The organism is Streptomyces sp. NBC_01549 (assembly GCF_026339955.1).
In the GTDB taxonomy this organism is placed as follows: domain Bacteria; phylum Actinomycetota; class Actinomycetes; order Streptomycetales; family Streptomycetaceae; genus Streptomyces.
In genome coordinates this window covers 335,422-358,012 of sequence record NZ_JAPEPW010000004.1, presented here as the reverse complement: position 1 = coordinate 358,012, position 22,591 = coordinate 335,422, and the positions used below count along the sequence as shown (strand labels likewise).

Annotated in this window: 17 protein-coding genes and 12 pseudogenes; 13 read left to right on the top strand and 16 right to left on the bottom strand. The window is 67.3% G+C overall.

The genetic code is table 11. The features are described from left to right. Positions 1–64: 64 nt before the first annotated feature. Positions 65–544, bottom strand: coding sequence for a hypothetical protein (locus OG819_RS52185; protein ID WP_266656911.1), 480 nt, complete (start codon positions 542–544; stop codon positions 65–67). Between OG819_RS52185 and OG819_RS52180 the strand changes: the two are divergent. Continuing rightward, positions 504–1,424, top strand: a pseudogene (locus OG819_RS52180) (aldehyde dehydrogenase family protein); the annotation flags it as partial. The gene OG819_RS52185 and the pseudogene OG819_RS52180 overlap by 41 nt on opposite strands. Positions 1,425–1,445: 21 nt before the next feature. Here the strand turns inward: OG819_RS52180 and OG819_RS52175 are convergent. The 3 genes and pseudogenes from OG819_RS52175 to OG819_RS52165 all read right to left on the bottom strand — a co-directional run. Then, positions 1,446–1,835, bottom strand: a pseudogene (locus tag OG819_RS52175) (transposase); the annotation flags it as partial. 42 nt (positions 1,836–1,877) lie between these two features. Beyond that, positions 1,878–2,045: pseudogene (locus OG819_RS52170) on the bottom strand (DDE-type integrase/transposase/recombinase); the annotation flags it as partial. A 120-nt stretch (positions 2,046–2,165) separates the two neighbouring features. Beyond that, positions 2,166–2,576: a hypothetical protein gene (locus OG819_RS52165; protein WP_266656909.1), complete on the bottom strand. Its 411-nt coding sequence runs from the start codon at positions 2,574–2,576 to the stop codon at positions 2,166–2,168. 153 nt (positions 2,577–2,729) lie between these two features. Here OG819_RS52165 and OG819_RS52160 point away from each other — a divergent pair, with 153 nt between their 5' ends. Next, the gene (locus OG819_RS52160) at positions 2,730–4,028 is read left to right on the top strand and encodes an ISAs1 family transposase (protein ID WP_266648190.1); all 1,299 of its coding nucleotides are present in this window, start codon (positions 2,730–2,732) and stop codon (positions 4,026–4,028) included. Positions 4,029–4,074: 46 nt separating this feature from the next. On the opposite strand, the pseudogene OG819_RS52155 reads toward OG819_RS52160, so the two are convergent. From OG819_RS52155 to OG819_RS52125, 7 genes and pseudogenes are all read right to left on the bottom strand, one after another. Then, positions 4,075–5,436 (bottom strand): annotated as a pseudogene (locus OG819_RS52155) (reverse transcriptase domain-containing protein); the annotation flags it as partial. Between the two features lie 532 nt (positions 5,437–5,968). Next, positions 5,969–6,163 (bottom strand): annotated as a pseudogene (locus OG819_RS52150) (IS3 family transposase); the annotation flags it as partial. 64 nt (positions 6,164–6,227) lie between these two features. Next, entirely contained in the window at positions 6,228–7,157 is a 930-nt protein-coding gene (locus tag OG819_RS52145; RefSeq protein ID WP_266647792.1) for a transposase, read from the bottom strand. A 79-nt stretch (positions 7,158–7,236) separates the two neighbouring features. Next, the gene (locus OG819_RS52140) at positions 7,237–8,931 is read right to left on the bottom strand and encodes an ISAzo13 family transposase (RefSeq protein WP_266652478.1); all 1,695 of its coding nucleotides are present in this window, start codon (positions 8,929–8,931) and stop codon (positions 7,237–7,239) included. 49 nt (positions 8,932–8,980) lie between these two features. Next, a pseudogene (locus OG819_RS52135) lies at positions 8,981–9,073 on the bottom strand (IS3 family transposase); the annotation flags it as partial. A gap of 56 nt (positions 9,074–9,129) precedes the next feature. Next, positions 9,130–9,669 (bottom strand): hypothetical protein, encoded by a 540-nt coding sequence (locus OG819_RS52130; RefSeq protein WP_266656905.1) that lies wholly within the window; start codon positions 9,667–9,669, stop codon positions 9,130–9,132. Between the two features lie 65 nt (positions 9,670–9,734). Then, positions 9,735–10,342 (bottom strand): annotated as a pseudogene (locus tag OG819_RS52125) (transposase); the annotation flags it as partial. Between the two features lie 291 nt (positions 10,343–10,633). On the opposite strand from OG819_RS52125, the gene OG819_RS52120 reads away from it, so the two are divergent. The 3 genes from OG819_RS52120 (at position 10,634) to OG819_RS52110 (ending at position 12,117) form a co-directional block, all read left to right on the top strand. After that, on the top strand, positions 10,634–11,029 hold the full coding sequence (locus OG819_RS52120) for a VOC family protein (protein ID WP_323138315.1): 396 nt from the start codon (positions 10,634–10,636) through the stop codon (positions 11,027–11,029). A gap of 43 nt (positions 11,030–11,072) precedes the next feature. After that, positions 11,073–11,435: a DUF488 domain-containing protein gene (locus tag OG819_RS52115; protein WP_266636265.1), complete on the top strand. Its 363-nt coding sequence runs from the start codon at positions 11,073–11,075 to the stop codon at positions 11,433–11,435. A gap of 463 nt (positions 11,436–11,898) precedes the next feature. Next, positions 11,899–12,117 carry a transposase gene (locus OG819_RS52110; RefSeq protein ID WP_266656903.1) on the top strand — a complete coding sequence of 73 codons (219 nt, stop codon included), beginning with the start codon at positions 11,899–11,901 and terminating at the stop codon, positions 12,115–12,117. A 109-nt stretch (positions 12,118–12,226) separates the two neighbouring features. Here the strand turns inward: OG819_RS52110 and OG819_RS52105 are convergent, their stop codons facing one another. Together OG819_RS52105 and OG819_RS52100 are read right to left on the bottom strand one after the other, a co-directional pair. Next, complete coding sequence (locus OG819_RS52105) at positions 12,227–13,930, bottom strand: IS1634 family transposase (RefSeq protein ID WP_266647505.1); 1,704 nt, start codon at positions 13,928–13,930, stop codon at positions 12,227–12,229. 140 nt (positions 13,931–14,070) lie between these two features. Beyond that, complete coding sequence (locus OG819_RS52100; RefSeq protein ID WP_266656901.1) at positions 14,071–14,457, bottom strand: hypothetical protein; 387 nt, start codon at positions 14,455–14,457, stop codon at positions 14,071–14,073. On the opposite strand from OG819_RS52100, the gene OG819_RS59425 reads away from it, so the two are divergent. The 6 genes and pseudogenes from OG819_RS59425 to OG819_RS52070 form a co-directional block, all read left to right on the top strand. Continuing rightward, a complete protein-coding gene (locus tag OG819_RS59425) occupies positions 14,344–14,895 on the top strand; it encodes an IS3 family transposase (protein ID WP_353963275.1) in 552 nt (183 codons plus the stop codon). The genes OG819_RS52100 and OG819_RS59425 overlap by 114 nt on opposite strands. Further along, a complete protein-coding gene (locus OG819_RS52090; RefSeq protein ID WP_266656896.1) occupies positions 14,784–16,223 on the top strand; it encodes a PLP-dependent aminotransferase family protein in 1,440 nt (479 codons plus the stop codon). The genes OG819_RS59425 and OG819_RS52090 overlap by 112 nt, the downstream gene beginning before the upstream one ends. A gap of 311 nt (positions 16,224–16,534) precedes the next feature. After that, positions 16,535–17,238: pseudogene (locus OG819_RS52085) on the top strand (IS6 family transposase). Positions 17,239–17,320: 82 nt separating this feature from the next. After that, positions 17,321–17,755 (top strand): annotated as a pseudogene (locus tag OG819_RS52080) (transposase); the annotation flags it as partial. Continuing rightward, positions 17,712–18,125: a winged helix-turn-helix domain-containing protein gene (locus OG819_RS52075; RefSeq protein ID WP_323139471.1), complete on the top strand. Its 414-nt coding sequence runs from the start codon at positions 17,712–17,714 to the stop codon at positions 18,123–18,125. The pseudogene OG819_RS52080 and the gene OG819_RS52075, both read left to right, overlap by 44 nt. Next, positions 18,122–18,637 (top strand): annotated as a pseudogene (locus tag OG819_RS52070) (transposase); the annotation flags it as partial. The gene OG819_RS52075 and the pseudogene OG819_RS52070, both read left to right, overlap by 4 nt. 37 nt (positions 18,638–18,674) lie before the next feature. Here the strand turns inward: OG819_RS52070 and OG819_RS52065 are convergent. After that, a complete protein-coding gene (locus OG819_RS52065) occupies positions 18,675–19,082 on the bottom strand; it encodes an FKBP-type peptidyl-prolyl cis-trans isomerase (RefSeq protein WP_323138286.1) in 408 nt (135 codons plus the stop codon). A 304-nt stretch (positions 19,083–19,386) separates the two neighbouring features. On the opposite strand from OG819_RS52065, the pseudogene OG819_RS52060 reads away from it, so the two are divergent. Continuing rightward, positions 19,387–19,698 (top strand): annotated as a pseudogene (locus OG819_RS52060) (transposase); the annotation flags it as partial. Positions 19,699–19,862: 164 nt separating this feature from the next. Here OG819_RS52060 and OG819_RS58930 read toward each other — a convergent pair. Next, positions 19,863–20,219: pseudogene (locus OG819_RS58930) on the bottom strand (IS982 family transposase); the annotation flags it as partial. Between the two features lie 2 nt (positions 20,220–20,221). Here OG819_RS58930 and OG819_RS59420 point away from each other — a divergent pair. Continuing rightward, positions 20,222–20,383, top strand: a complete 162-nt coding sequence (locus OG819_RS59420; protein ID WP_353963274.1) for a hypothetical protein — start codon at positions 20,222–20,224, stop codon at positions 20,381–20,383. Positions 20,384–20,466: 83 nt separating this feature from the next. On the opposite strand, the gene OG819_RS52055 is transcribed toward OG819_RS59420, so the two are convergent. Next, a complete protein-coding gene (locus tag OG819_RS52055; RefSeq protein WP_266647505.1) occupies positions 20,467–22,170 on the bottom strand; it encodes an IS1634 family transposase in 1,704 nt (567 codons plus the stop codon). Positions 22,171–22,591: the final 421 nt, after the last annotated feature.

The following is a 22,591-nucleotide window of genomic DNA, read 5'->3' as shown; positions in this document are numbered from 1 at the left end:
CGATGCCGGTGGCCGTACCCCTGCCGCAGGCACCCCACCCACCACGCTGGCCAGCGGCGATGCCTCACGCCTCACGAACTACAGCTGCCGTGTCAAAGGCTGGACCATCCGCTACCCCTACCGCTACAGCGGCACCTCCTCCAGCCACCCCGACAACGCACCGGTGGCCATCCTCCTGCGAAACCGCAACACCGACGATCACACCGTCAGCCAGCGGCTGCGCGGAGTACGGGCCGGTGCCGAGGTCACCGTCACCTTCGACGACGGCTTCGGAGGAACGGCCAGCAACTGCCCGAGCGACCAGCTCACCCAGGGCCAGCCCTTCACCGTGCTGGCCGAAGGCGGCGCACGCCAGGAGTTCCGCACCGAACCCAAAGACCAGGGCTGGCATCTCGGCCGCGAGTACACCTTCCGGGCCTCCGCTCACGAGCCCTTGATCACCTTCGCCTCCACCCGCTCCGCCGGCAGCTGGAACTGCGGCCCGCTGCTCGCCCGCGTACGCGACGGTCATCCTGAAGGTCTTACCGGAGAACTCCCTGAGCATGGGCCTGCTCGCCGACCTGCTGGCCGAGTGCGGGCTGCCCGCAGGCACGATCAGCGTGCTGCCGGCCGACCGCGAGACCAGCGAGCACCTGGTGTCCCACCCCGACGTCGACAAGATCGCGTTCACCGGTTCGACCGGCGCCGGGCGTCGGATCGCCTCCATCGCTGGCCAGCAGCTCAAGCGCGTCAGCCTGGAGCTCGGCGGCAAGTCCGCCGCCATCGTCCTGCCCGACGCCGACCTGGCGAAGTTCACAGCCGGCCTGGCCTTCTCCTGCCTGCTCAACAACGGCGAGGCGTGCATCGCCCAGACCCGCATCCTCGCCCCGCGCAGGCGCTATGAGGAGGTCGTCGCCGCCGTCAAGCAGGTCGTCGAGTCGCTGAAGGTCGGCGACCCGCACGACCCGGACACCTTCATCGGCCCGATGATCCGCCGCGACCAGCAACAGCGGGTGCGCGGCTACATCGAGATCGGCATCAAGGAAGGCGCACGCCTGGTCACCGGTGGCCCGCAGGTGCCGGTCGGCCTGGAACAGGGCTACTACGTCACCCCGACCGTCTTCGCGGACGTCGACAACGCGATGCGGATCGCCCAGGAGGAGATCTTCGGCCCGGTGCTGGTCGTCATCGCCTACGAGGACGAGGACGACGCCGTGCGCATCGCCAATGACTCCGAGTATGGCCTGTCCGGCGGCGTGTGGTCCGCCGACGAGCAGCACGCCCTGGCCATCGCCCGCCGCATTCGCACCGGCACCGTCACGATCAACGGCGCCCCCGTCGGCTTCGACGGCCCGTTCGGCGGCTTCAAGGCCAGCGGCCTGGGCCGCGAGTACGGCTTCGCCGGCCTGAACACCTACCTCGAATACAAGACCGTCACCATCTGATCACCCGTCGAACAGGGGAGTGAGGTTGGCCAGGCTGCGCTTGACATGTGCCCATACCCACTCGACGGGGTTCAGGTCCGGCGAGTACGCGGGCAGCAGGAATACCGTCAGCCATTCACGCTCGGCGATCAACTCACGTATGGCGTGGGAGACATGGGTGTTCAGCCGGTCCCAGACCAGCACGATCGGGGCCTTGACGAGGTGGTGGACACCGTCGATCAGCGCGATGAAGTCCTGTTCGCCTATGCTGCGGCGTTTGCTTTTGCCCGCGGGATGGGTGCGCAGGCGGTGGCACAGCCGGGTGCGGGAGCCGGGCCGCATCGCGATGAGTCCGGCGACCGACAGGCGGCCCGAGCGTCGCCCGCTCACCGTCACCTGCGGGGTGCGGCCGCGCCGGCCCCAGGTGCGTATCTCTCCAGGAAACTGGTGTTGCGACGACCGGTTGAGTCCAAGTTGAGCCCCGTGATCGCTGTGGAAGATGACGTCGTCCACCCGGCCGCCGCGAGTGCGGACGGCCGCCTTGAGCGCGTCGGTGACGAGTTCGGCCCGCATGTCATCAGCCATCGACCAGCCCAGTAGGCGACGGGAGTACACGTCGATGACGGTGGCCAGATACAGGAACTTCCCGCCGGCGATGGGGTGAAGTAGGCCGCCGACGAGGTGCCCGTGGCACGGGTCCTTTTCCGACGGCCCCCCCCCGAACGGAACGTGCCCGTTTCCGGGCATTCCGCTCTCCAGCGGTCACGTCCGCAGTGGCTGAGAAACGCGCCCGGCATGGACCGAGACATGGCAAGTCCGGCAGAGCACAAGCGTCTTGCGCCTCCTCCGGGCCATGAGCTGGATCCAGGCGGGCTTGTCCCGACGTCCGGGCTGTTTGAGGTCTGCGAGGTGGCGGATGTGGTGGACCTCCAGATCCGTGCGGGTCTCGCAGAGCTCGCAGTACTCGGCCAGGAGCCGTTTGATCAGCTCGTTGTAGGCGGGTGCTGTCACCGGCCGGACGTCGGCGAGCGTGGCGGTGCGCTCTCGTTTGAGTGGGATCCCGCCGAAGCGGGCGACCAGCGGCTTCTTCCCCTCCTTGCGTTCGACCGTGACCTGTAGACAGCGGCGTGGGCCGTGCGGTGTCTCGACGGTTGCCCGGTATTTCCGAGACATCTTCCGGACCGTGCTGCGGTATTTGCACGGCCCCGGCGTAGTTCTCCCTTGAGTTGTTCTGCCCCGGTTTGATGTGGCTGGTTGCAGGACGAGCGCGACTTCTGATGATCTTTCAGGTCTCTACGCCAAAAGATCGTCACAGGAGTCGCGCTCGTGCCCGCATCTTCGCCGATCCCCCCTGCCGTTGGCCAACTCGCGGACCTCGCCCGGGGGGAGGCCGAGCTCGCCACCGACCCGACGACAGTGGAGTCCGAACTGGTCAGCAGGTTGCGGCAGGTCCCGGACCTGCGCGCGAAACGTGGCCGACGCCACGCCCTGGTGGTGATCCTGACACTGACCGCGTGCGCGACGCTGGTGGTCGGCGGCGACTCGATCGCCGCGATCTGGCAGTGGGCGGCCCGTGCCCCGCAGACGAACCTGGCCAGTATCGGCGCTCGGTACAACCCGCTGACCGGCCGTTACCTCGTACCCAGCGAGCGCACCTTCCGGCGCGTGCTCACCCATCTGGACACCGACGCCCTGGACACGGCAACCTGCGGACACGTCGCGGACCTCGCCCGCGGCACCGTGCCGGCGCCGGAGATCCCCGCCACCCCGGGACCAGCGGAACGCGAACAGCGCCGCACCGCCCAGCGCGCAGCCGAGCACCCGGCGCCAGAGGGGCTGCTGCCCGCCGCGGCCCTGGACGGCAAGGCCCTGACCGGCGCCCGCACCGAGAGCGGGCGGGTCTTCCTGGTCGGCGCGATCGACCACGCCAACGGCGCGGTCCTGGGCCAGAGCCAGGTCCCCGACAAGCGCGGCGAGGGCGAGGCAGCCCGGGCCCTGCTCACCCGACTCGGCCTGGACGGAAGGGTGTTCACCCTGGACGCGCTGCACACCACGAAGAAGACCGCCCGCCTGATCACCGGCCCCCTCGGCAGCCACTACGTCCTGATCCTCAAGGGCAACCAGCCCCTCGCGCACGCCGCCGCCCAGATACTGCTGACCGGCACGGACACCGACTTCACCGAGACCACCGCGACCGAGACCGACCGCGGGCACGGCCGCACCGAACGCCGCACCCTGCGCACCGCACCCGCCGGCCACACCCTGTTCCCCGGCGCATCCCAGGTCTTCCGCCTCCGCCGCGACACCGGCAACCTCGACGGCGAATGGACCAGCAAAGAGATCGTCTTCGGCGTCACCAGCCTGCCGCCCGACGTCGCCGGCCCCGCCCACCTCAACCATTACGAGAGGTCCCACTGGACCGTGGAGAACAAGATCCACTGGGTGCGAGACGTCACCTTCCGGGAAGACAACTCCCAGGTCAGGACCGGTACAGCACCCCGAGCCCTGGCCAGCTTCCGCAACCTGGCGATCAGCACCATCCGCCTCGCCGGACGCGCCAACATCGCCCACGCCCGCCGCGACCTCCTCCGCCACAAGGACGCCTTCGCCGTCTACGGCATCTGATCAACCGGCACGGAACCGGACATCACACAACTACGCCGGGGCCGTGGCGGTATTTGCAGGCCAAGGTCTTCAGCAATGAGGTCTCCATGATCCAGTGGAGCTTGCTCAGACGGTGCACGTTCTGGGCGAGGAGGTAGTACTGGATGAGACCCCGGTACTCGGCCTGGTACTTCGCGACGATGGAGAAGTCCTCGTCGTGAAGCAGTACTCCACGCGGAGCCGGTTTTCCCTTCTTCTTGTAGAGCGCGGACTTGGTGCGGATCACCTGCTCGGGCACGAAGAGCCCGGGTGTGCCGTTGATCGACCGACGTCCATCGGTGATCTTTGTGTCGGCATGCAGAGCCCGGATCTCATAGCCCAGGAAGCGCGCCGCCTGGCTGGTGGCGTGCGTGATCAGCGTCTTGGACTCGGATAATTCCAGCCTGAGTTGCTCACGCAGGAAGGCCCTGATCTTCGACGTGATGTCCTGGGCTTCGCGCTTGGAACCGGCGAACCCCAGCAGGAAGTCGTCGGCGTAACGGACATAGCGCAACCGCCGATAGCTCGGATCGTTCGGGTCGCCGTAGGGCAGGGAACGCTGCTGGTGTCGCAACACCCGCACCGCCTCCCGGTCCTGGTGGCGTCGTGCCTTCGCGATCGCGTGCTGAACGGTTAGATATGCCGGATTCGGCCGACGACGGTCCCCGAGGTTGTATTCCGGCAGCAGGGACTGTTCAACGAACCGGTCCAGTCGGTCCAGGTAGATATTGGACAGGATCGGGGAAGCCACCCCGCCCTGCGGTGAACCGCTGAGCGTGGCGTTCCACTTCCAGTCCTCCAGATACCCGGCCTTGAGCATGCGGCTGATCAGCCGCAGGAACCGGCCATCGTGGATTTTCTCTCCCAGAACCTTGAGCATCACCTCGTGGTCCAGGCTGCCGAAGCAGTCGGAGATGTCGCCCTCGATGAACCAGTGCACTCCCCGCCAGGTCCGTGCCACTTCCGTCAGCGCGGTGTGGCAGCCCCGTTGGGGGCGGAAACCGTGGGAGCGATCGGAGAACTGGACGTCGTAGTACGCCTCCAGGAGGAGACGGACCGCCTCGGCGACCAGCTTGTCCGACCAGGTCGGCAATCCGAGCGGGCGTTTCTTCGTTGATCCCTTCTTCTCGATGTAGACCCGCCGGGCCGGAGACCATCGGTAGCGTTCGGCGCGTAAGGCGTCGATGATGCTGTCGATCTTCTCCAGCGACATGCCGTCTGCGGTTTCCGCGCTGACCCCGGGTGTCATCGCACCCTTGTTGGCGTAGATGCGCCCATAGGCCAGCAGATACAACTGAGGGTTGAACAGCTGCCGATAGAGCCTTTCCACCGGCAGTCCCCGCTCCCCTCGCTTGCGGATGACGTCCAGCACCGTTCCGGCGTTTTGCATTACGCATACCTCCCTTCGCTGGACGTCTGGACCACCTGTGCCCCTTCGCCCTGCGGCCGGCTTTCCCGGCCCCCTTGGTGGGACGTGACCCCCACGACTACTACGAGCACTCCGTCGCCATAGGGCTCGCGCCCCGTAGGCGATCCCGCGGTACGTCTTCGTCGTACGTATCGAGCGCGACACAGGCCGCCCACTCATCCCCTTGGCCGCCCTCGCTGGGCGGTGCCACCGTCATGGAGGTTGCCCCGGACTATCTGCCATTCCGAAACATGACGAGGCGTCGGTTTCAAGCGTCATTCCGACGGGCGATCACTTACGCCGCTGGAGATTGGACTTCAAGCAATCAAGCCTTGGCCATATCGCGCAGGTCTTGCGACACCCCGCCCTGGACACCTCCGGACGGTCACCGCTTCCCCGGCATGCTCTGGTCCCCTTCGCGCTTTCGCGTCCGGGTAAGCCGGGCGACCTAAGAACGTTCCTCCAAGTTCCTCCCTACTGCATAGGGGATACGACAAAGCGCCTCACGGCGCACCAGATAGGTGATGTCGCCGACCCAGGCCCGGTTGGGGGTGGATGCGGTGAAGTTGTGCCGCAGCAGATCGGGCACCGCCTGGGCGGCGGGGTCCGGAATGGTGGTTCGGTGTCGACGCTTCAGCCTCCGCCCCTGGATGGCGTGTTGGCGCATGAGCCGTTCGACGCGTTTGCGGTTGACGACCACACCGCCCGCGCTAACGACGGGGTGCGCGATTGAGGTCGGGCCGTGTTGGCCTGGCGGGTTGGCTGGTGGTTGATTACCGCATGGCCGCGCGGTCGGAGACCAGGCCGGCGATGGCCTGGTAGGTCTGGTCGAAGTACTCGCGGCGTCCGATCCAGCGTTGCAGGGGCCGCCACTGCTTGTGCTCGGCGTTGGCGTGCTCGACGCAGATCCGCTCGGAGGACTGCTGCTTGCGCGCTTCCTCCCAGGCCGCCAGGTCCTCGGGCGGGGCATCCTTCTTCGGCTTCAGCGGCGGCGCTTGGACCTGGGCGGGGAACTGCTTGGCCAGTCCCCGGTAGCCGGCGTCGACCTTGGCCTTGACCTGGGGGAACCTCTCGAACAGGTCGCAGATGCCCTCGGTCTTCAGCGCGGTCTGGTCGTGCTGGCGGCCGGGCCGGAAGGCACCCGCCCACAGGGTCCGGCCCTTCTCGTCGGTGACGACGGTGGCCTTCTTGGTGTTCTGCCGCATCTTCCCGGAGATGAATGCCCGGCGTCCGGGCTTGTTCGCCCGTGGACGTCGGACCCGGACCTCGGTGGCGTCGATCCGCAGTTCCACTCCGTGGGAGGCGGCGTAGGCGAAGACATCGGCCAGGGTGCGAAGGCGCAGGTCGGGACTTCCAGGGACGGCGAAGCCGCGGGCGGCGAGCAGGGGGCGGATCTCGTGGACCGCGCGGGTGATCGTGGAGCGGTCCACCTCGTAGAACAGGGCGAGGACGGCATGCGGAAGCTGGAAGCGCAGGATGACCAGGGTGGCGACGACCCGGTCGGTGAAGACGAGTTGGTGGTCGGGACCCGCTCCGGCGGCGCGCTGCCGGTCATGGCCCCGGCGTTCACGCAGCTGGGACTCCTGCCCGGCCACCCACGGCCCGGCCAACTCCGCGACCAGCTTGCCCAGGCGACGGCGCGGGATCCCGGTGCAGATACGATGGCTCAAGGCCGTGCGGGCCCCTCTTGACGTCACAATCATGATCGTCCCGCACGGCCGTTCGCATGCTCAGACCGGGGTTTCAGCTACCGCGCACCACGTCGTAAGGGCTCGCAGAGAATCAACATGCGTGTTTGATGTTGTCCGGGGATTCGGTGCCGTAGGCGTCGAGGTAGGCGGCCACGTCTGCGGGGGTGGTGAATCGTGCTGTGGAGCGGGGGACGGTGTATTCGTGCTGGTCCAGGAGGGGTTGGGTCTCCTGGATTGTGCGGGTGATGGTTTGCGAGCTGGTCTCGAAGAGTGCGCCGAGGAGGGCGTGGGTGAAGCAGCCGCGCTGATAGAGGACGGTGGCCAGGATCCGGTCGGGGTCAGTGAACGCCTGCCTGGGGCCCGCCCCGGGGGCCCGCTGTCGTTCGTGGCCGCGTCGGTGACGGCGCTGGTGTTCCCGCTGGGCGGCCTGGATTGGCGCCAACCTGCTGATCAGGGCGTCCAGTTGTGCGCGGGTGAGGCCGGTGAGTTCCGGGTCGGTGAGCCGGGCGTGCTGGCGGGCACCCCATTGCCGCGGTTCCGCTCCGTGTGGAGTGCCGGTGGTTGTGGGGCCGCGCTGCTGGGCGTCGAGCGTGTAGTTCCAGTCGCCGTGGAAGCGGTGGCGGGTCATCGCCAGCGCGTCGACCTGGGCGTCGTCGACTTTCACTCCGGTGGGGTAGGCGCCGGTGTCGAGTTCGGCGCGGACCGTCAGTCCGGTGCGGGTGGTGGTCGCCGCAATGGACTGCAGAATGACTTCATGGCTGGTCAGGGGCCTGCCGCGCCAGTTCATGGAGATGTGGGAGAACAGCCGGTGCTCAATCCGATTCCACTTCGACGTGCCCGGAGGTAGGTGACAGACGGTGATTTCAAGGCCAGTCTCGGCGGCCAGGGCGGCAAGTTCGGTCTTCCACGCCCGGGTGCGGTAGCCGTTGGAGCCTCCGGCGTCGGCGGTGATGAGCAGACGCCGGGCGTGAGGGTAGTCGCCCTGTCCGGCCCCGCGCCACCAGCGGCGGATCGAGGCGACCGCGAAAGCGGCGGTGTCGTGGTCGGTGCCGACACTGACCCAGCCGGAGTTCCCGGCGATGTCGTAAATCCCGTACGGGATCGCCTTGCCGGGCCCCTCCCGGTCCAGGAAGTCATGCGTCTTGACCTTCACTGGATCGCCCGTGGGCTGCCACTCACGCCCCGCGTTCTTGTACTCGCCGACCATCTCCTTCTTCTTGCTGTCCACGCTGACCACCGGGTCCCCGGCGCCGATGTGGTCCTTGGCCTGCTCGTTGATGTAGTGGAACTGGGCATCCCGGTCCGGGTGCTGCTTGCCCTCCAGGGTCTTGGAGTTGGCCTGCAGGCTGAAGCCCTCCTCCCGCAGCAGGTCACCGACCGTGTCGGCGCTGACCCTGTGCCCCTGGCGGGTCAGCTCGGCGGCCAGGTTCCGGGTCGACTTGGTCGTCCACCGCAGCGGCGACATCGGGTCCCCGCGCATGTCCGGCTCGACCAGGGCCAGCAGCGCGGGCCGCAGCCCCGCATCAAGGTCAGCGGCCTTCTTCCGGCCGCCACCGGGCCGGCGGACCCGCCCCAGCGGCTCTACTCCCGCCTCCAGCTCATCCACCCCCTTCCGGACCGTCGTCTCGCTGGCGTCGGCTGCCCGAGCAACGGCCCGGATCCCACCGTGGCCCAGGAGACGGGCCTCGGCTCCCATCAGCAGACGCTGCTGCCGCTCGTCCAGGTGAGGGAACAACACCTCAAACTTCACCGCGAGTTGAACACGAATCTCATCGGGGATGCGCATACCACGCCAACGAACCGAATCACGGGAGGCAACATGTTGATTCTCTGCGAGCCCTAAGCTCGGCGGTGATCCGCTTGGCCCCGTACGTCTTTCCGGACTCCGCGTGGACCTTGCGTATCCGCCGGGTGAGTGCAGCGTCCGCGGCCTGTTTCGCGGACTGCCGCTGAGCGACCACGCGGCGCGCAGACGTGATCCGAGTTATCGGGTGGACTCTGTCAGCCACTGAACTGCGTCGATCACGCTGTCCACCACCTCGATCACCGGCTTGGATGCATCGATGATCGTCGCGCCACGGCTTTCGTAGATCGCTCGCATCCGAGGATTCCACCTCAGGGCCGCTGCGAGCTCTTCGGGATGTTGACCGAATGTGTTCGTGGTGCGGGCCGCGAGCCGGTGGCGGAGGGTGTCCTCGTCGATCACCAGGCACACGATGAGGTCGAAAAGATCGCGGACGTCTGCCTCGTTCTCCGCCGACCCACACAAGAACGCGATTCGGAAACGAGACTCCTCGACGAGGGTCTCAACACGCTCACGGACGATCGCCCACCCGTATCGGTCGAGCCAGCCCCCAGGAACCGGATACGGAGGATCCACCACAACCTCGCCCTTACCCCGGTCGATCCAGCCACTGAAGCCGTCCTCGTCGGCGTCGAGCGCAACGTAGCCATGCGCTCGCAACACCCCGCAGACCGTGGACTTACCAGCACCTGAATTGCCCGTCACCCACACCAATGTCACGCCGCCAGCGTAGACATGACCACCCCGGAATAGTGCTGTGACCGCGCAGGTTCGCTGGGTTGCGGTCAGGCTGCGGCTTTGAGAGGGCGTCCGCCCCAGCGGATGCCTTTCTCGCTGCGGACGCGGGCGCGTTCCTTGCGTTCGGCGGCCAGGACGTTGCGCTGACGGGCGTTGGCGTTGCGCCAGCGGAGGTAGGCGTGCAGGGCCCGGGTCTGCACGATGCGGTTGGGGTGGTAGGAGTTGGCGATGGTGAACTGCCGCAGCGGCCCGAAGTGCGCCTCGATCGCCTTGGCCCACGAGGCGTAGGTCAGGGTGAAGCACAACTCGACCTTGTTCTTCTCCGCCCAGCGGCGGATGTCGGCGCCTTTGTGGGCGGACAGGTTGTCCAGGATCACGTAGACCGGAGCGCCGTCGGGACGGGCGGCGCGGATCGACTTCAGCGCTGCCAGTGTGTCCCCGGTGCCCTTCCGCCGGCGGTTGACGCCCGACAGACGGTCGTCGCCGACCGAGTAACAGCCGTGGAAGTAGCGCACCCCGTGGGTGCGGTGGTAGGTGGCCGGCAGTCGGTCGGGGTGCCTTTGTTCGGCCCAGCCGGCGCCCGCGGTGGGGCGGATTCCGAGCGGGCCCAACTCGTCGAAGGCGAAGACCCGTCGGGGAAGCGGTCTAGGACCTCGCCGCGCACCTCGCCTACGGAACCATCATCGGAGGCTTCCTCACGTGGCCAGGCTGACCTCCCCCCCAACGACACCGTTCACGGTCTGCTACGCCGATCGGCCAGCAGGAGGCAGGCCGGGTAGCGTGGAATCCGGCCCAGGAAACCGGGAGAAGAGCCCTCGTACCACAGTCGAAGGCGGAAGGGTCCCCCATGACGCACCCACAGGAAGCGCCCGCTGGCCCGCACAGCGCACCGGTCCCGGCGGATTCGGGGTCGGCCGGTGGGGGACCGGATATGTGAGGGCCGCGGCTGGCCTCGGTCGTGGTGTTCGTCCACGACCACGACGCATCTGCGGACTTCTACCAGGAGCTGCTGAACATGGAGGTCACAGTACGCACCGCCACTGCCGCCCTCCTCGTGGGCCACAATGGTTTCCAGGTGTATCTGCGCGCCGTCGGGCCGCACGCGCCCCACCCGGCGGGCCATGTCGGCGCGCAGTACGTGATCTGGACGGCGGACGGCCCCGACGACTTCCAGCGGTGCGAGCGCATGCTCAGAGCCCGGTCCGGCCATGTGTACACAAGGCAGGCTGAGGGATTCACCCTTCTCGAGGGTATGGACCCCAGCGGTCTGCCGGTGCTGGTGGCCTATCCGGGGCCGGACGAGGTGGCACGGCTTGAGATCATCGCCCGCTACTACGTGTGACGCCGAAAGAGGCGGAGTACCCAGCTCACCAGGAGGTTCCTCCATGGCACGCAAGAAGACCGTACACGTCCGCAGGGTCTACGAGGCTCCGGAGCAGGCCGACGGCACCAGAGTGCTGGTCGACCGTATCTGGCCCCGGGGAATGACCAAGGAGAAGGCCCACCTCGACGAGTGGTGCAAACAGGTTGCCCCGTCCACGGAACTGCGCAAGTGGTACAGCCACGACCCGGAACGCTTCACGGAGTTCAGCCATCGCTACCGGGTCGAACTCGAAGATCCCGAGCATGCAGACGCGCTGGCTCACCTGCGCGACCTCGCCAAAGACCGGACTTTGACGCTCCTCACCGCGACCAAGCAGCCCGAGATCAGCGAAGCCGAGGTGCTGGCCGAGCTGCTCAGAGGGTGACCACGGGTCCAAAACGCACCGTTGCGTCAACGGAAACTTTGATCTCCCAGTGTCACAAGTGCGCGGCCACAGGCAAATGACCCGCTCAAAGTGCGGCCGGAGATGTTCAGCCAACTGCGCTGAACGTCCGCCGGTGTTCAACTGGCCCGGTCGGACTCGCTGAGCAGGTCGCCCAGGGGCACATCACTGTCGGCGAGATTCTTCGTGTCGACGGCCGAAGGTCACCAGGGTGCGGATCGGGTCGGTGACGTCCCGGACATTGCTTGCGCGCTCGGTTGGTCGTCACAACGACTCCCTGTCCCGGTCACGTCGCCCACGCCTGCGACCGGCTGAGAGTGCCGTTTCTTGATTGGGTGATTCGAAGAACCTTGGCCGCGGCGCCGACTGGCGTGGGTGAGCTTCCCCTGAGATGCGGGGTGAGTTGACAGGGGGTCAGATGGGACTCATGAGAGGAACATCGACCATGGCTGCCCCCAGAAAGTACTCGCTGGGGTTGCGTGATCGTGCGGTGCGGATGTATCGCACCTCCGACCCGAAGCCGCAGATCAAGAAGCTCGCCGTCGACCTCGGTGTGCATCCGGAGGCCCTGCGCGGCTGGATCCGCCAGGCCGAGGCGGACGCCGGCGAGCGCGATGACCGGCTCACCACCGATGAACGCGCCGAACTCGCCGCTCTACCCTGAGTTCCACAGTTAGCGGTGTCGACTAGGGAACGAAAACGTGGGTTGACCTGCGGAAACGCCTGTGAGCACGCCGAGATGGCGTGTCACTAGGCGGGGGGATAGTGCCTGGTCAGCGGCCTGCGGTCAGATCGATGATCTTCTTGGGCGGGGTGACGTTCAGGGCGGTGAAGATGTCGCGCTGGGGCTTGGTGAGGTCGGTGGACTGGCGGAAGGTGCCGGCCGGGCCGGTGTAGGTGACCGCGTGCAGGCGCTGGAGTTCGGCGCGCAGGCGGTTCCAGGTCTGGCCGGTGGAGGTCTCGGCGACGCGGATCAGCAGCAGGGCGAGCCAGCAGAGCAGGACGTGGGCGCGGATGCGGTCCTCGCGGCGGTGGTAAACGGGGCGGAGATCGAGAATTTGCTTCATGTCGCGCCAGCCGCGCTCGACTTCCAGGAGCTGTTTGTAACCCAGGGCGATGTCCTCGGCCGACAGCTTCGGATCCGAGGAGCGCAGGAGGTACTTCCCGTCGAGGTTGGCCTCGGCGGCGATCTTCTTCTTGTCCACCCGCAGCAGCCCGCTCGGGGTGGTGCGCAAGAACCGTTTCAGACCGGGCTTGGTGGACAACACCCCAGCCAGCTTGTCGCGTTCGGGCCTGGGCAGCTTGTCCGTGGCCTCGATCGCCTCGGTGAGCTGGGTGACCATCCGCTGACGGATCGCGGCGTCGCGGGTGGCCTGGTCGGGGTTGAAGCAGATCACGAACCGGTCGTCGGTTCCGATGTTGACCTCCTTGACCTGGAGGTTGTCGCGCACGGACGCATAGCGGCCCTGCCGCGAGAGGGCGGCGCGTACTTCGGGTGATCCGGTGCGGAGTTTCTCGCCGATGATGTAGCCGCCGCCTCCGCGCATCAGCGCCCGGCGGTTGGCGGCGGAGGTGAAGCCGCGGTCGGCGACCCACACGATCTTCGACAGCGTCCACTCGCGCAGGTCGTCGCGGACCTGCCGGATCAGGGCCTGGTCACCGGTGTTGCCGGGCCAGGACCACACCCGCACCGGGATCCCGTCGCGGGTGACGGCCATGCCGATGACGACCTGGGGCAGATCGTCGCGGGAGTCCTTGGACTTGCCGTGGGTGCGGAACCCGTCGTGTCGCACCGCGTCTTCGGCCGGCGCGTCGGCGGCCAGGCGCTCGCCGTGTTCGTCGCGGGCGACAGGTTCGTCGGCGTCCTCGGTCTCGAAGTACGTGGAGCTGGTGTCGAAGAACAGCAGGTCCACCTCCAGGTTGAGCAGGTCGGTGACCTGGAAGTACGTCTCCTTGGCCAGGGCCGGCTCGATGGTCAGCAGGTAATCCATGGCTCGGTAGCAGGCTTCGTCACTGATCGCCTCCAGGCCGTCTATGTGGACGTCGTCGGCGATCCACTCGGTCGCGGCGAGCTTGCTGGAGGCGGCCAGGGCCCGGTTGGCGACCAGCGCGAACAGCACCCGTTCGACGCGCGGATCCAGCCGCCGCCCGGCCAGTTGGCGGTGCACGACACCGTCGAGGCCGAGCCGGTGCCAGAGTCCGTCCAGCGCGTGCACCCCGCCGCACGGCCTGGAACTGATCAGTGACAGGTCTCCCGAGCCGGTCGCGGCCAGCGCGGACGCGGGGTCCAGCAGCTTCGAGAGCGCGCCGACCAGTCGGCGCACCGCCTCGCGGTCGAGCTCGTCCTCCCGGCCGAAGGAGTGCAGCACCTTCGTACGCGAACGCCCCACGGCCGGGTCCCACTCGTTGTGGGCCAGCTGCAGATACCGGACCGTCTGCCCGTCCTTGTTCCGCCGGGACGTCGTCTTCACATACATGCCGCTAGACGATACGCACATCATTCCATGTCACAGGCATGGGGGTGACAACATCGTGCCACTAGGCGTTTTCGGCCTTTCGCGCTAGGTGCAACCGCCTGACCTGCACCGATGCCCTGCCACACCCCCGAGAACCCCGCTCAACTGTGGAACGCAGGTCTACGCAAGGAGAATGCCCAGCTCAAGCGTGCAAACGAGGTGCTGCGGACGGCCTCGGCGTTTTTCGCGGCGCAGCTCGACCCGACCCGGCCCAGGTGACGGCGCTCGTTGACGAGCACCCCAGCCTGGGGGTCGAGTGCGTACTTCGGGAACTGCACATCGCCTCCTCCACGTACTACCGCTGGCGCCGTGCCGAGCGCGAGCCGTGCGAGCGCGTCCGCCAGGATCCGGAGCTGACCGAGCAGATCCGGCAGATCCACGCCGACTCGGGCGGGATCTACGGCTCGCCGCGCGTCCACGCGACCCTGAGGCGCGAAGGCGTGCACGTGGGCCGCAAACGGGTCGAGCGCCTGATGCGCGAGGCCCACATCGCGGGCGTCAGCCGGCGCCGCACGGGCTTCACGCGCCGGGATCCCAAGGCCACACTCGCCCCGGACCTTCGTTCAGGCGGCCGGGCGCAGGTCGCTCTTGCTGCGGACCGCGCCGGTTGCGTGCTTGAGGGCCTGGCGCGCGTCGACACCCCGATGCGAGGCCGCGTCGAGACGGAGCATGCCTTTGAAGGCCTCAGGGGTGAGCTTCGCCCAGTCCATACGCGCTGTGTGCTCCGGGAGACGTGCGGTGCTTTCGTACGCTTCGCTCATCGTTGTGCCCGAAACGATACGTTCTCGGTGGTATGGGAGTATGGTCGATTTACATGGCAGATTCCCGGACCAATTCCGCGGCCGGTCCGCCCCCTGCGTTCGGCGCCGACCTTCATCTGGAGCTGCGTGGACCCGGGCTGCGCGCAGGGCTCACGGACGCCTTGAGGGAGGCCGTGCGCACGGGGCGTCTGGCGCCCGGCGTCCGGCTGCCGGCCTCCCGTTCACTGGCCGCGGATCTTGGCATCTCCCGAACCACCGTCGTCGACGCCTACGCCGACTTGGTCGCCGAGGGCTGGCTCACCGCCCAGCAGGGGTCCGGGACCCGGGTGGCCACCCGGGTAGAGCCGCACAGGGCCGCGGCCGACGCTCCTCCCCCGAGGCCGGACGAGCACCGTCCCAGGTATGGCCTGTTTACCGGTGCACCGGACCTCGCGAACTTTCCGCGCACGCAGTGGCTCACCGCGGCCCGCCGGGCTCTGACCGCCGCGCCACACGACGCCTTCGGCTACGGCGACGCCCGCGGCCGAATGGAGCTGCGCACCGCACTCGCGGACTACCTGGCGCGGGCCCGCGGGGTATACGCCGGGCCGGAGCGGATCGTCATCTGTTCCGGTTTCCACCACGGCCTGGCGCTGATGGCGCAGGTGCTCAGGGTGCGGCGGGTGCGGGCGGTGGCCGTCGAGGCCTACGGCCTCGACCTGTATCGCGACCTGCTGAGGAATGCCGGTCTGCACACTCCGCCCCTCTACGTCGACGAACATGGCGCGCGCATCGACGACCTCGGGCGACTGCGCGGAGTGGGCGCGGTGCTGCTGACCCCGGCGCACCAGTACCCGACGGGCGTCGCGCTCTGCCCGGAGCGGCGCACGGCGGCCGTCGACTGGGTACGCGCCACTGGTGGCCTGATCCTGGAGGACGACTATGACGGGGAGTTCCGCTACGACCGTCAGCCGGTGGGGGCCCTGCAGGGCCTCGATCCGGAGCGGGTGGTGTACTTCGGTTCCGTGAGCAAGTCCCTGGCGCCGGGGGTACGGCTCGGATGGATGGCGCTGCCGGAGGAACTCGTCCCGGAGATCGTGATGGCCAAAGGTCACGGTGACTACATGACGAGCGCCCTGGAGCAGCTGACACTCGCGGAATTCATCGCCTCGGGTGCGTATGGCCGTCATGTGCGCTCGATGCGGCTGCGCTACCGGCGTCGCCGCGATGAGCTGGTCACTGCCCTGCGCCAGAGGGCTCCCGGCATTCATGTGGCCGGCATGGCGGCAGGACTGCAGGCGGTCCTCGAGCTTCCGCGGGGAACCGAGAGTTCGGTGGTCCAGGCGGCGGCTCGGCAAGGGCTGGCGGTCCGGGGGTTGACGCAGTTCGGCTATGAAGTGGCGGACTGTGGGTGGCAGTTTCCCGAGCGGGACGCCCTGGTGGTCAACTACGCGGCGCCCTCGGACAGTGCATGGGCGGGCGCACTGGACGCGCTGTGCAGGGTGATGCCCTAGACGGGGTTCCGAGGCCGCAGCGGGCGCGCCGTTGTTTGGGTCGGGAGCGTTCCTGCGGAGTTTCGAAGTGCTGGGGCCGTCGGCCTCAATTGCCAGGCGGCTCGGCCGGAGTCGGCGCGATCTGCCGCATTCGCCGGGCAGACCACCGATCTGCGGATCTATCTGGTCGCGCCGATCCTGGGAGCGGCCTGGGGACCTGCCCTGAAAAGTCCTTGCCGTCGAAGTGGGTGAACCGGAGGCCACTGTCAGGCGTCGTCAACTTGGCTGAGATCTGGGATGATCTTGGGGTTGTGATCGCGGGGAGGGCAGTCTTGGACGCGGGGTCGCCGTCGTATAAGGGGTTCCGGTACCCGGCGGAGATCGTCGCCTACTGCGTGTGGCTGTATCACCGCTTCCCGCTGAGCTTCCGCGAGGTGGAGGAGCTCATGCTCGCCCGCGGCGTGATCGTCTCCTACGAGACGATCCGCCAGTGGTGCGCCAAGTTCGGACCCGCGTACGCGGCCGGGCTGCGCCGCCGAAAGCCCCGGGCCGGTGACAAGAGGCACCTGGACGAGGTGTTCGTGAAGATCAACGGCGAGCGGCGGTACCTGTGGCGCGCGGTCGACCAGGACGGCAACGTGCTGGACGTCCTTGTCCAGAGCAGGCGCGACGCCAAGGCCGCCAGGCGGTTCATGGCCAAGCTGATGAAGAAGCAGTGCCGCGGGCGCTGGTCACCGACAAGCTCCGCAGCTACGGCGTCGCCCACCGCGAGCTGATGCGCTCCGTCGAGCACCGGCGGTCCAAGTACCTGAACAACCGGGCGGAGAACTCCCACCAGCCGACCCGCCAGCGCGAACGCGCCATGAAGGGCTTCCGCTCACCCGCCGGCGCCCAGAAATTCCTCTCGGTGTTCCGCGCCGTCTCGCCACACTTCCGGCCCCGCCGCCACCTTCTGACCGCCCCCGACTACCGCGTCGAGATGACCATCCGCTTCACGATCTGGAACAAGATCACAGACGTACCTGCGGCACCCTGACCACAGCACCGGCCGACGGCTCCATTCGCCCCGTCAAGCCCCAACACACTTCGAACCCCACCAAGTTGACAAGACCGCCACGGGTGAGGTCATCACTGCCCTGCACCGACGGCACCGGGCCGTGGAGTTCAAGAAGTTCCTGATCCGGATCGACAAGGAGGTGCCCGCTCACCTGCAGGTCCATCTGATTGTGGACAATTACGGCACCCACAAGACTCCAGCGATCAAGGCCTGGCTGGCCAAACACCCGTGATTCGAGCTGCACTTCACCCCGACCGGCTCGTCCTGGATCAACCAGGTCGAGCGGTGGTTCGGCTACCTGGCCCACCAGATGATCCGCCGCGGCGCACACAAGAACATTCAGGCCCGCGAAGCCGATATCCGAGCCTGGGTGAAAGACTGGAACAAAAACCCCAAGCCGTTCATCTGGACCAAGACAGCAGAAGAGATCCGTCATCGCCAAAGACCTGCGGGTGAGCGAGCGTTCGGTGGAGCAATGGCGCCGGGACTGGCGTGAAGGCGGTATCGAGGGTCTGAAGTCGAAGGGACCCGCGAAACTGCCGAAGCTGTCGGACGAACGGTTCGCCCTGCTGGAAAAGGAGCTGGCCAAAGGGCCGGCCGCGCATGGCTGGGAAGACCAGCGGTGGACACTGGAACGCGTCAGAACGTTGATCGGCCGCCAGTTCAAGGTCAGTTGCTCGATCGCGGGAGTGTGGCGGCTGCTGCACCGCCACGGCTGGTCCTGGCAGAGCCCGGCCCGTCGCGCGCTGGAACGTGACGAACACGCGGTCGAGCTCTGGAAGAAGGACGTGTGGCCGCGGGTGGAAGGATCGCGGTGGCGCTCGATGCCTGGATCGTCTTCGAGGACGAGGCCGGGTTCGCGATGACGCCGCCACGCGCCCGCACGTGGGGCCGGCGCGGGCAGACTCCCGTGGTGCGAGTGCGGGGACGGTCCCGGCGACGGATCTCGGTCGCCGCGATGTGCTGCTACCGGCCGGGCGAACGGTCCCGGCTGATCTACCGGCCCCGCTTTCACCTGCTCCTCAAAGGGGCACGCAAGAGCTTCGCCTGGCAGGACTACCGCGACCTCCTGGTCCGCGCGCACCTGCAACTCGGCGCCCCGATCGTTGTCGTCTGGGACAATGTGAACACCCACCGTGCTGCCGGGTTGAGCAAGTACGCTGCCGACCACGAATGGCTCACCATTATCCAACTTGCCTCCTACAGACCGGACTTGAATCCCATGGAAGGCATCTGGTCGTGGTTACGGCGCGGGCCGATGGCCAACACCGCATTCACCGACCCCGACCACCTCACCCGCACCCTCCGCCGCGGCCTCGCCCACATCCAGCGTCACCCCGAGCTTATCAACGGCTGCCTCACCGAAACCGGACTGAGCCCCCCACCCCGGATCCCCCGAAGCCAATCCGAAAAGGTCAGTAGGCGTTGCTCCACCCGGTTGTGCTGGAATACGAGTCCAGCAGGTCCACCACGAAGACCAGGGTCGAGCCTGCCGGGATCAACGGCGAGTGCGACTGATTGCCGTAGCCGAGACGCGGGGGAACGATGATCTCGCGCCGACCGCCGACCTTCATCCCCCTCACGCCCCGGTCCCAGCCCTTGATGACCTTGCCACTGCCCAGGGCGAACTTGAACGGCTGGCCCCGGTCCCAGGAGGCATCGAACTCCTTCCCGGACTCGAAGGTCACCCCGACATAGTGGACCCTTACCACCATGCCCGGCTTCACCTCAGCCCCGTCCCCGACGACCAGGTCCCGGATGGTCAGCTCGGTAGGAGCGTCACCCTCCGGAACGTCGACCTCGGGCTTCGTCAGTTCACTCATTGCAGCCTCATCACTCTCCGTCGGAAGCCGTCGCACGGACCAGCCGGACACATGGGCACTCCATGCAGCAGATGGTCACGCTACCGAGAATGCCGGCCCCCGGAGCACACCAGATCCAGCGGCCACACGTGATGATCTTTCGCACAGCCGATGAACGCGACCGCCACGCACAGGTCACGCAGTAATCGCCAGAACGAGACGAGGTGCAGACGGCTGTCGGCACATTGCGAGACATGTCGACCGAACATCGGACTTCGCAGGCACAACCGCCGGGACTCTGTTGGTGATGTTGGCGGGGTGCTGACTGTATCCCTCGGACGGCAGGCCGGGGCTGTCGCCGGGGCAGCTGGCGCTGGTGTCGGTGCTGCAGTTCGCGGAGAACCTTTCCGACCGGGCGGCAGCGGACGCGGTGCGGACCAGGATCGACTGGAAGTACGCGCTGGGCCTGGAGCTGGACGATCCCGGGTTCGATTACTCGGTGCTGTGCGAGTTCCGGGCCCGGCTGGCCGAGGACGGCGCCGCCGATCGGCTGCTGGAGGTCATGCTGCAGCGTCTGAAAGAGGCCGGACTGCTCAAGCCCGGCGGGCGGCAGCGCACTGACGCCACCCATGTGCTGGGACGCCCGCGGGCGCCTGTGCTGGCGGGACGGGCACGCCCTGCCCCCGGCTCACCTGCGCTTCGACTCCAACTGGAAGCTCAAACGCACCGAACACCGACACCCCGCCCGCCCAGAGACCCCGGCCGTCATGATCACCAAGCCCACCAAGACCAGTCCGGCCCTCCTGAAAGATCACTAAATCGCCGGTATCGGATCTGGTGGGAACGGCCGCATTCCACCGGCGTGGAGTCGACGACCCCCAGGTCGTCGCTCCACAGTGTGGTGTCGCGGGCCAGTGTGCGGGTGACTCGGCGGATGAGGCCGGCGGCGTTGCGGACCGTTTGTTGTATCCGCTCTGTTGGGGAAGGTAAAGGAACAGGTGCCGCAGGTGGGTGCTGGCGTGCCGACAGCCACCGGGCCTCGGAGGTGAAGCCGAGCATCGCCTGCATCATCGCCAAGGTCACCAGTTCCACATCGCTGAGCCGCGGCACGACACCCACCGTCGGTCGCCAGGGGGTGAGCTGCGGCGAATCCTTCAGACATTGCTGAGCATTTTCACGTCTCAGCCCAAACCATCGGTAAGCACCTTGGCCACGCGCTCGAGAAACTCGACATCAACCCCCGCGTGGAACTGACTGGACCGGCATCGCACCACGGCGTGGTACCGGATGACCTGAGTTCCACAGTTAGCGGTGTCGACTAGGGAACGAAAACGTGGGTTGACCTGCGGAAACGCCTGTGAGCACGCCGAGATGGCGTGTCACTAGGCGGGGGGATAGTGCCTGGTCAGCGGCCTGCGGTCAGATCGATGATCTTCTTGGGCGGGGTGACGTTCAGGGCGGTGAAGATGTCGCGCTGGGGCTTGGTGAGGTCGGTGGACTGGCGGAAGGTGCCGGCCGGGCCGGTGTAGGTGACCGCGTGCAGGCGCTGGAGTTCGGCGCGCAGGCGGTTCCAGGTCTGGCCGGTGGAGGTCTCGGCGACGCGGATCAGCAGCAGGGCGAGCCAGCAGAGCAGGACGTGGGCGCGGATGCGGTCCTCGCGGCGGTGGTAAACGGGGCGGAGATCGAGAATTTGCTTCATGTCGCGCCAGCCGCGCTCGACTTCCAGGAGCTGTTTGTAACCCAGGGCGATGTCCTCGGCCGACAGCTTCGGATCCGAGGAGCGCAGGAGGTACTTCCCGTCGAGGTTGGCCTCGGCGGCGATCTTCTTCTTGTCCACCCGCAGCAGCCCGCTCGGGGTGGTGCGCAAGAACCGTTTCAGACCGGGCTTGGTGGACAACACCCCAGCCAGCTTGTCGCGTTCGGGCCTGGGCAGCTTGTCCGTGGCCTCGATCGCCTCGGTGAGCTGGGTGACCATCCGCTGACGGATCGCGGCGTCGCGGGTGGCCTGGTCGGGGTTGAAGCAGATCACGAACCGGTCGTCGGTTCCGATGTTGACCTCCTTGACCTGGAGGTTGTCGCGCACGGACGCATAGCGGCCCTGCCGCGAGAGGGCGGCGCGTACTTCGGGTGATCCGGTGCGGAGTTTCTCGCCGATGATGTAGCCGCCGCCTCCGCGCATCAGCGCCCGGCGGTTGGCGGCGGAGGTGAAGCCGCGGTCGGCGACCCACACGATCTTCGACAGCGTCCACTCGCGCAGGTCGTCGCGGACCTGCCGGATCAGGGCCTGGTCACCGGTGTTGCCGGGCCAGGACCACACCCGCACCGGGATCCCGTCGCGGGTGACGGCCATGCCGATGACGACCTGGGGCAGATCGTCGCGGGAGTCCTTGGACTTGCCGTGGGTGCGGAACCCGTCGTGTCGCACCGCGTCTTCGGCCGGCGCGTCGGCGGCCAGGCGCTCGCCGTGTTCGTCGCGGGCGACAGGTTCGTCGGCGTCCTCGGTCTCGAAGTACGTGGAGCTGGTGTCGAAGAACAGCAGGTCCACCTCCAGGTTGAGCAGGTCGGTGACCTGGAAGTACGTCTCCTTGGCCAGGGCCGGCTCGATGGTCAGCAGGTAATCCATGGCTCGGTAGCAGGCTTCGTCACTGATCGCCTCCAGGCCGTCTATGTGGACGTCGTCGGCGATCCACTCGGTCGCGGCGAGCTTGCTGGAGGCGGCCAGGGCCCGGTTGGCGACCAGCGCGAACAGCACCCGTTCGACGCGCGGATCCAGCCGCCGCCCGGCCAGTTGGCGGTGCACGACACCGTCGAGGCCGAGCCGGTGCCAGAGTCCGTCCAGCGCGTGCACCCCGCCGCACGGCCTGGAACTGATCAGTGACAGGTCTCCCGAGCCGGTCGCGGCCAGCGCGGACGCGGGGTCCAGCAGCTTCGAGAGCGCGCCGACCAGTCGGCGCACCGCCTCGCGGTCGAGCTCGTCCTCCCGGCCGAAGGAGTGCAGCACCTTCGTACGCGAACGCCCCACGGCCGGGTCCCACTCGTTGTGGGCCAGCTGCAGATACCGGACCGTCTGCCCGTCCTTGTTCCGCCGGGACGTCGTCTTCACATACATGCCGCTAGACGATACGCACATCATTCCATGTCACAGGCATGGGGGTGACAACATCGTGCCACTAGGCGTTTTCGGCCTTTCGCGCTAGGTGCAACCGCCTGACCTGCACCGATGCCCTGCCACACCCCCGAGAACCCCGCTCAACTGTGGAACGCAGGGATGAAGGTACGGATCGCTCATTTGCGGGATGCGGGAGAGCAGCCGGGTCATCGACGATTGCGGCAGCACGAGTGACCCAGCGGTCACCGACGGCAGTGCGCACAGTCATGACACACCTGTTCGTCGCCGCGAAAAGGTGAGGAGAAGGGCCATGTCACTCGAAGACGTACTCCAGGCACACCGTTCGAAGGCTTGACGTCAGCGGGACGCACGAGAACGACAAGTCCGAGCTTTGAGGTCGTGCGGTCGGCTCGGGGCGCGG

Bases quoted from the DNA above. Each gene is read 5' to 3' on its own strand.
- OG819_RS52165 (WP_266656909.1), bottom strand. From the start codon at position 2,576: ATGTCTCGGAAATACCGGGCAACCGTCGAGACACCGCACGGCCCACGC.
- OG819_RS52055 (WP_266647505.1), bottom strand. From the start codon at position 22,170: ATGTATGTGAAGACGACGTCCCGGCGGAACAAGGACGGGCAGACGGTC.
- OG819_RS52090 (WP_266656896.1), top strand. From the start codon at position 14,784: ATGGCAGATTCCCGGACCAATTCCGCGGCCGGTCCGCCCCCTGCGTTC.
- OG819_RS52145 (WP_266647792.1), bottom strand. From the start codon at position 7,157: ATGATTGTGACGTCAAGAGGGGCCCGCACGGCCTTGAGCCATCGTATC.
- OG819_RS52185 (WP_266656911.1), bottom strand. From the start codon at position 544: ATGCTCAGGGAGTTCTCCGGTAAGACCTTCAGGATGACCGTCGCGTAC.
- OG819_RS52140 (WP_266652478.1), bottom strand. From the start codon at position 8,931: ATGCGCATCCCCGATGAGATTCGTGTTCAACTCGCGGTGAAGTTTGAG.
- OG819_RS52115 (WP_266636265.1), top strand. From the start codon at position 11,073: ATGGCACGCAAGAAGACCGTACACGTCCGCAGGGTCTACGAGGCTCCG.
- OG819_RS52065 (WP_323138286.1), bottom strand. From the start codon at position 19,082: ATGAGTGAACTGACGAAGCCCGAGGTCGACGTTCCGGAGGGTGACGCT.
- OG819_RS52110 (WP_266656903.1), top strand. From the start codon at position 11,899: ATGGCTGCCCCCAGAAAGTACTCGCTGGGGTTGCGTGATCGTGCGGTG.
- OG819_RS52105 (WP_266647505.1), bottom strand. From the start codon at position 13,930: ATGTATGTGAAGACGACGTCCCGGCGGAACAAGGACGGGCAGACGGTC.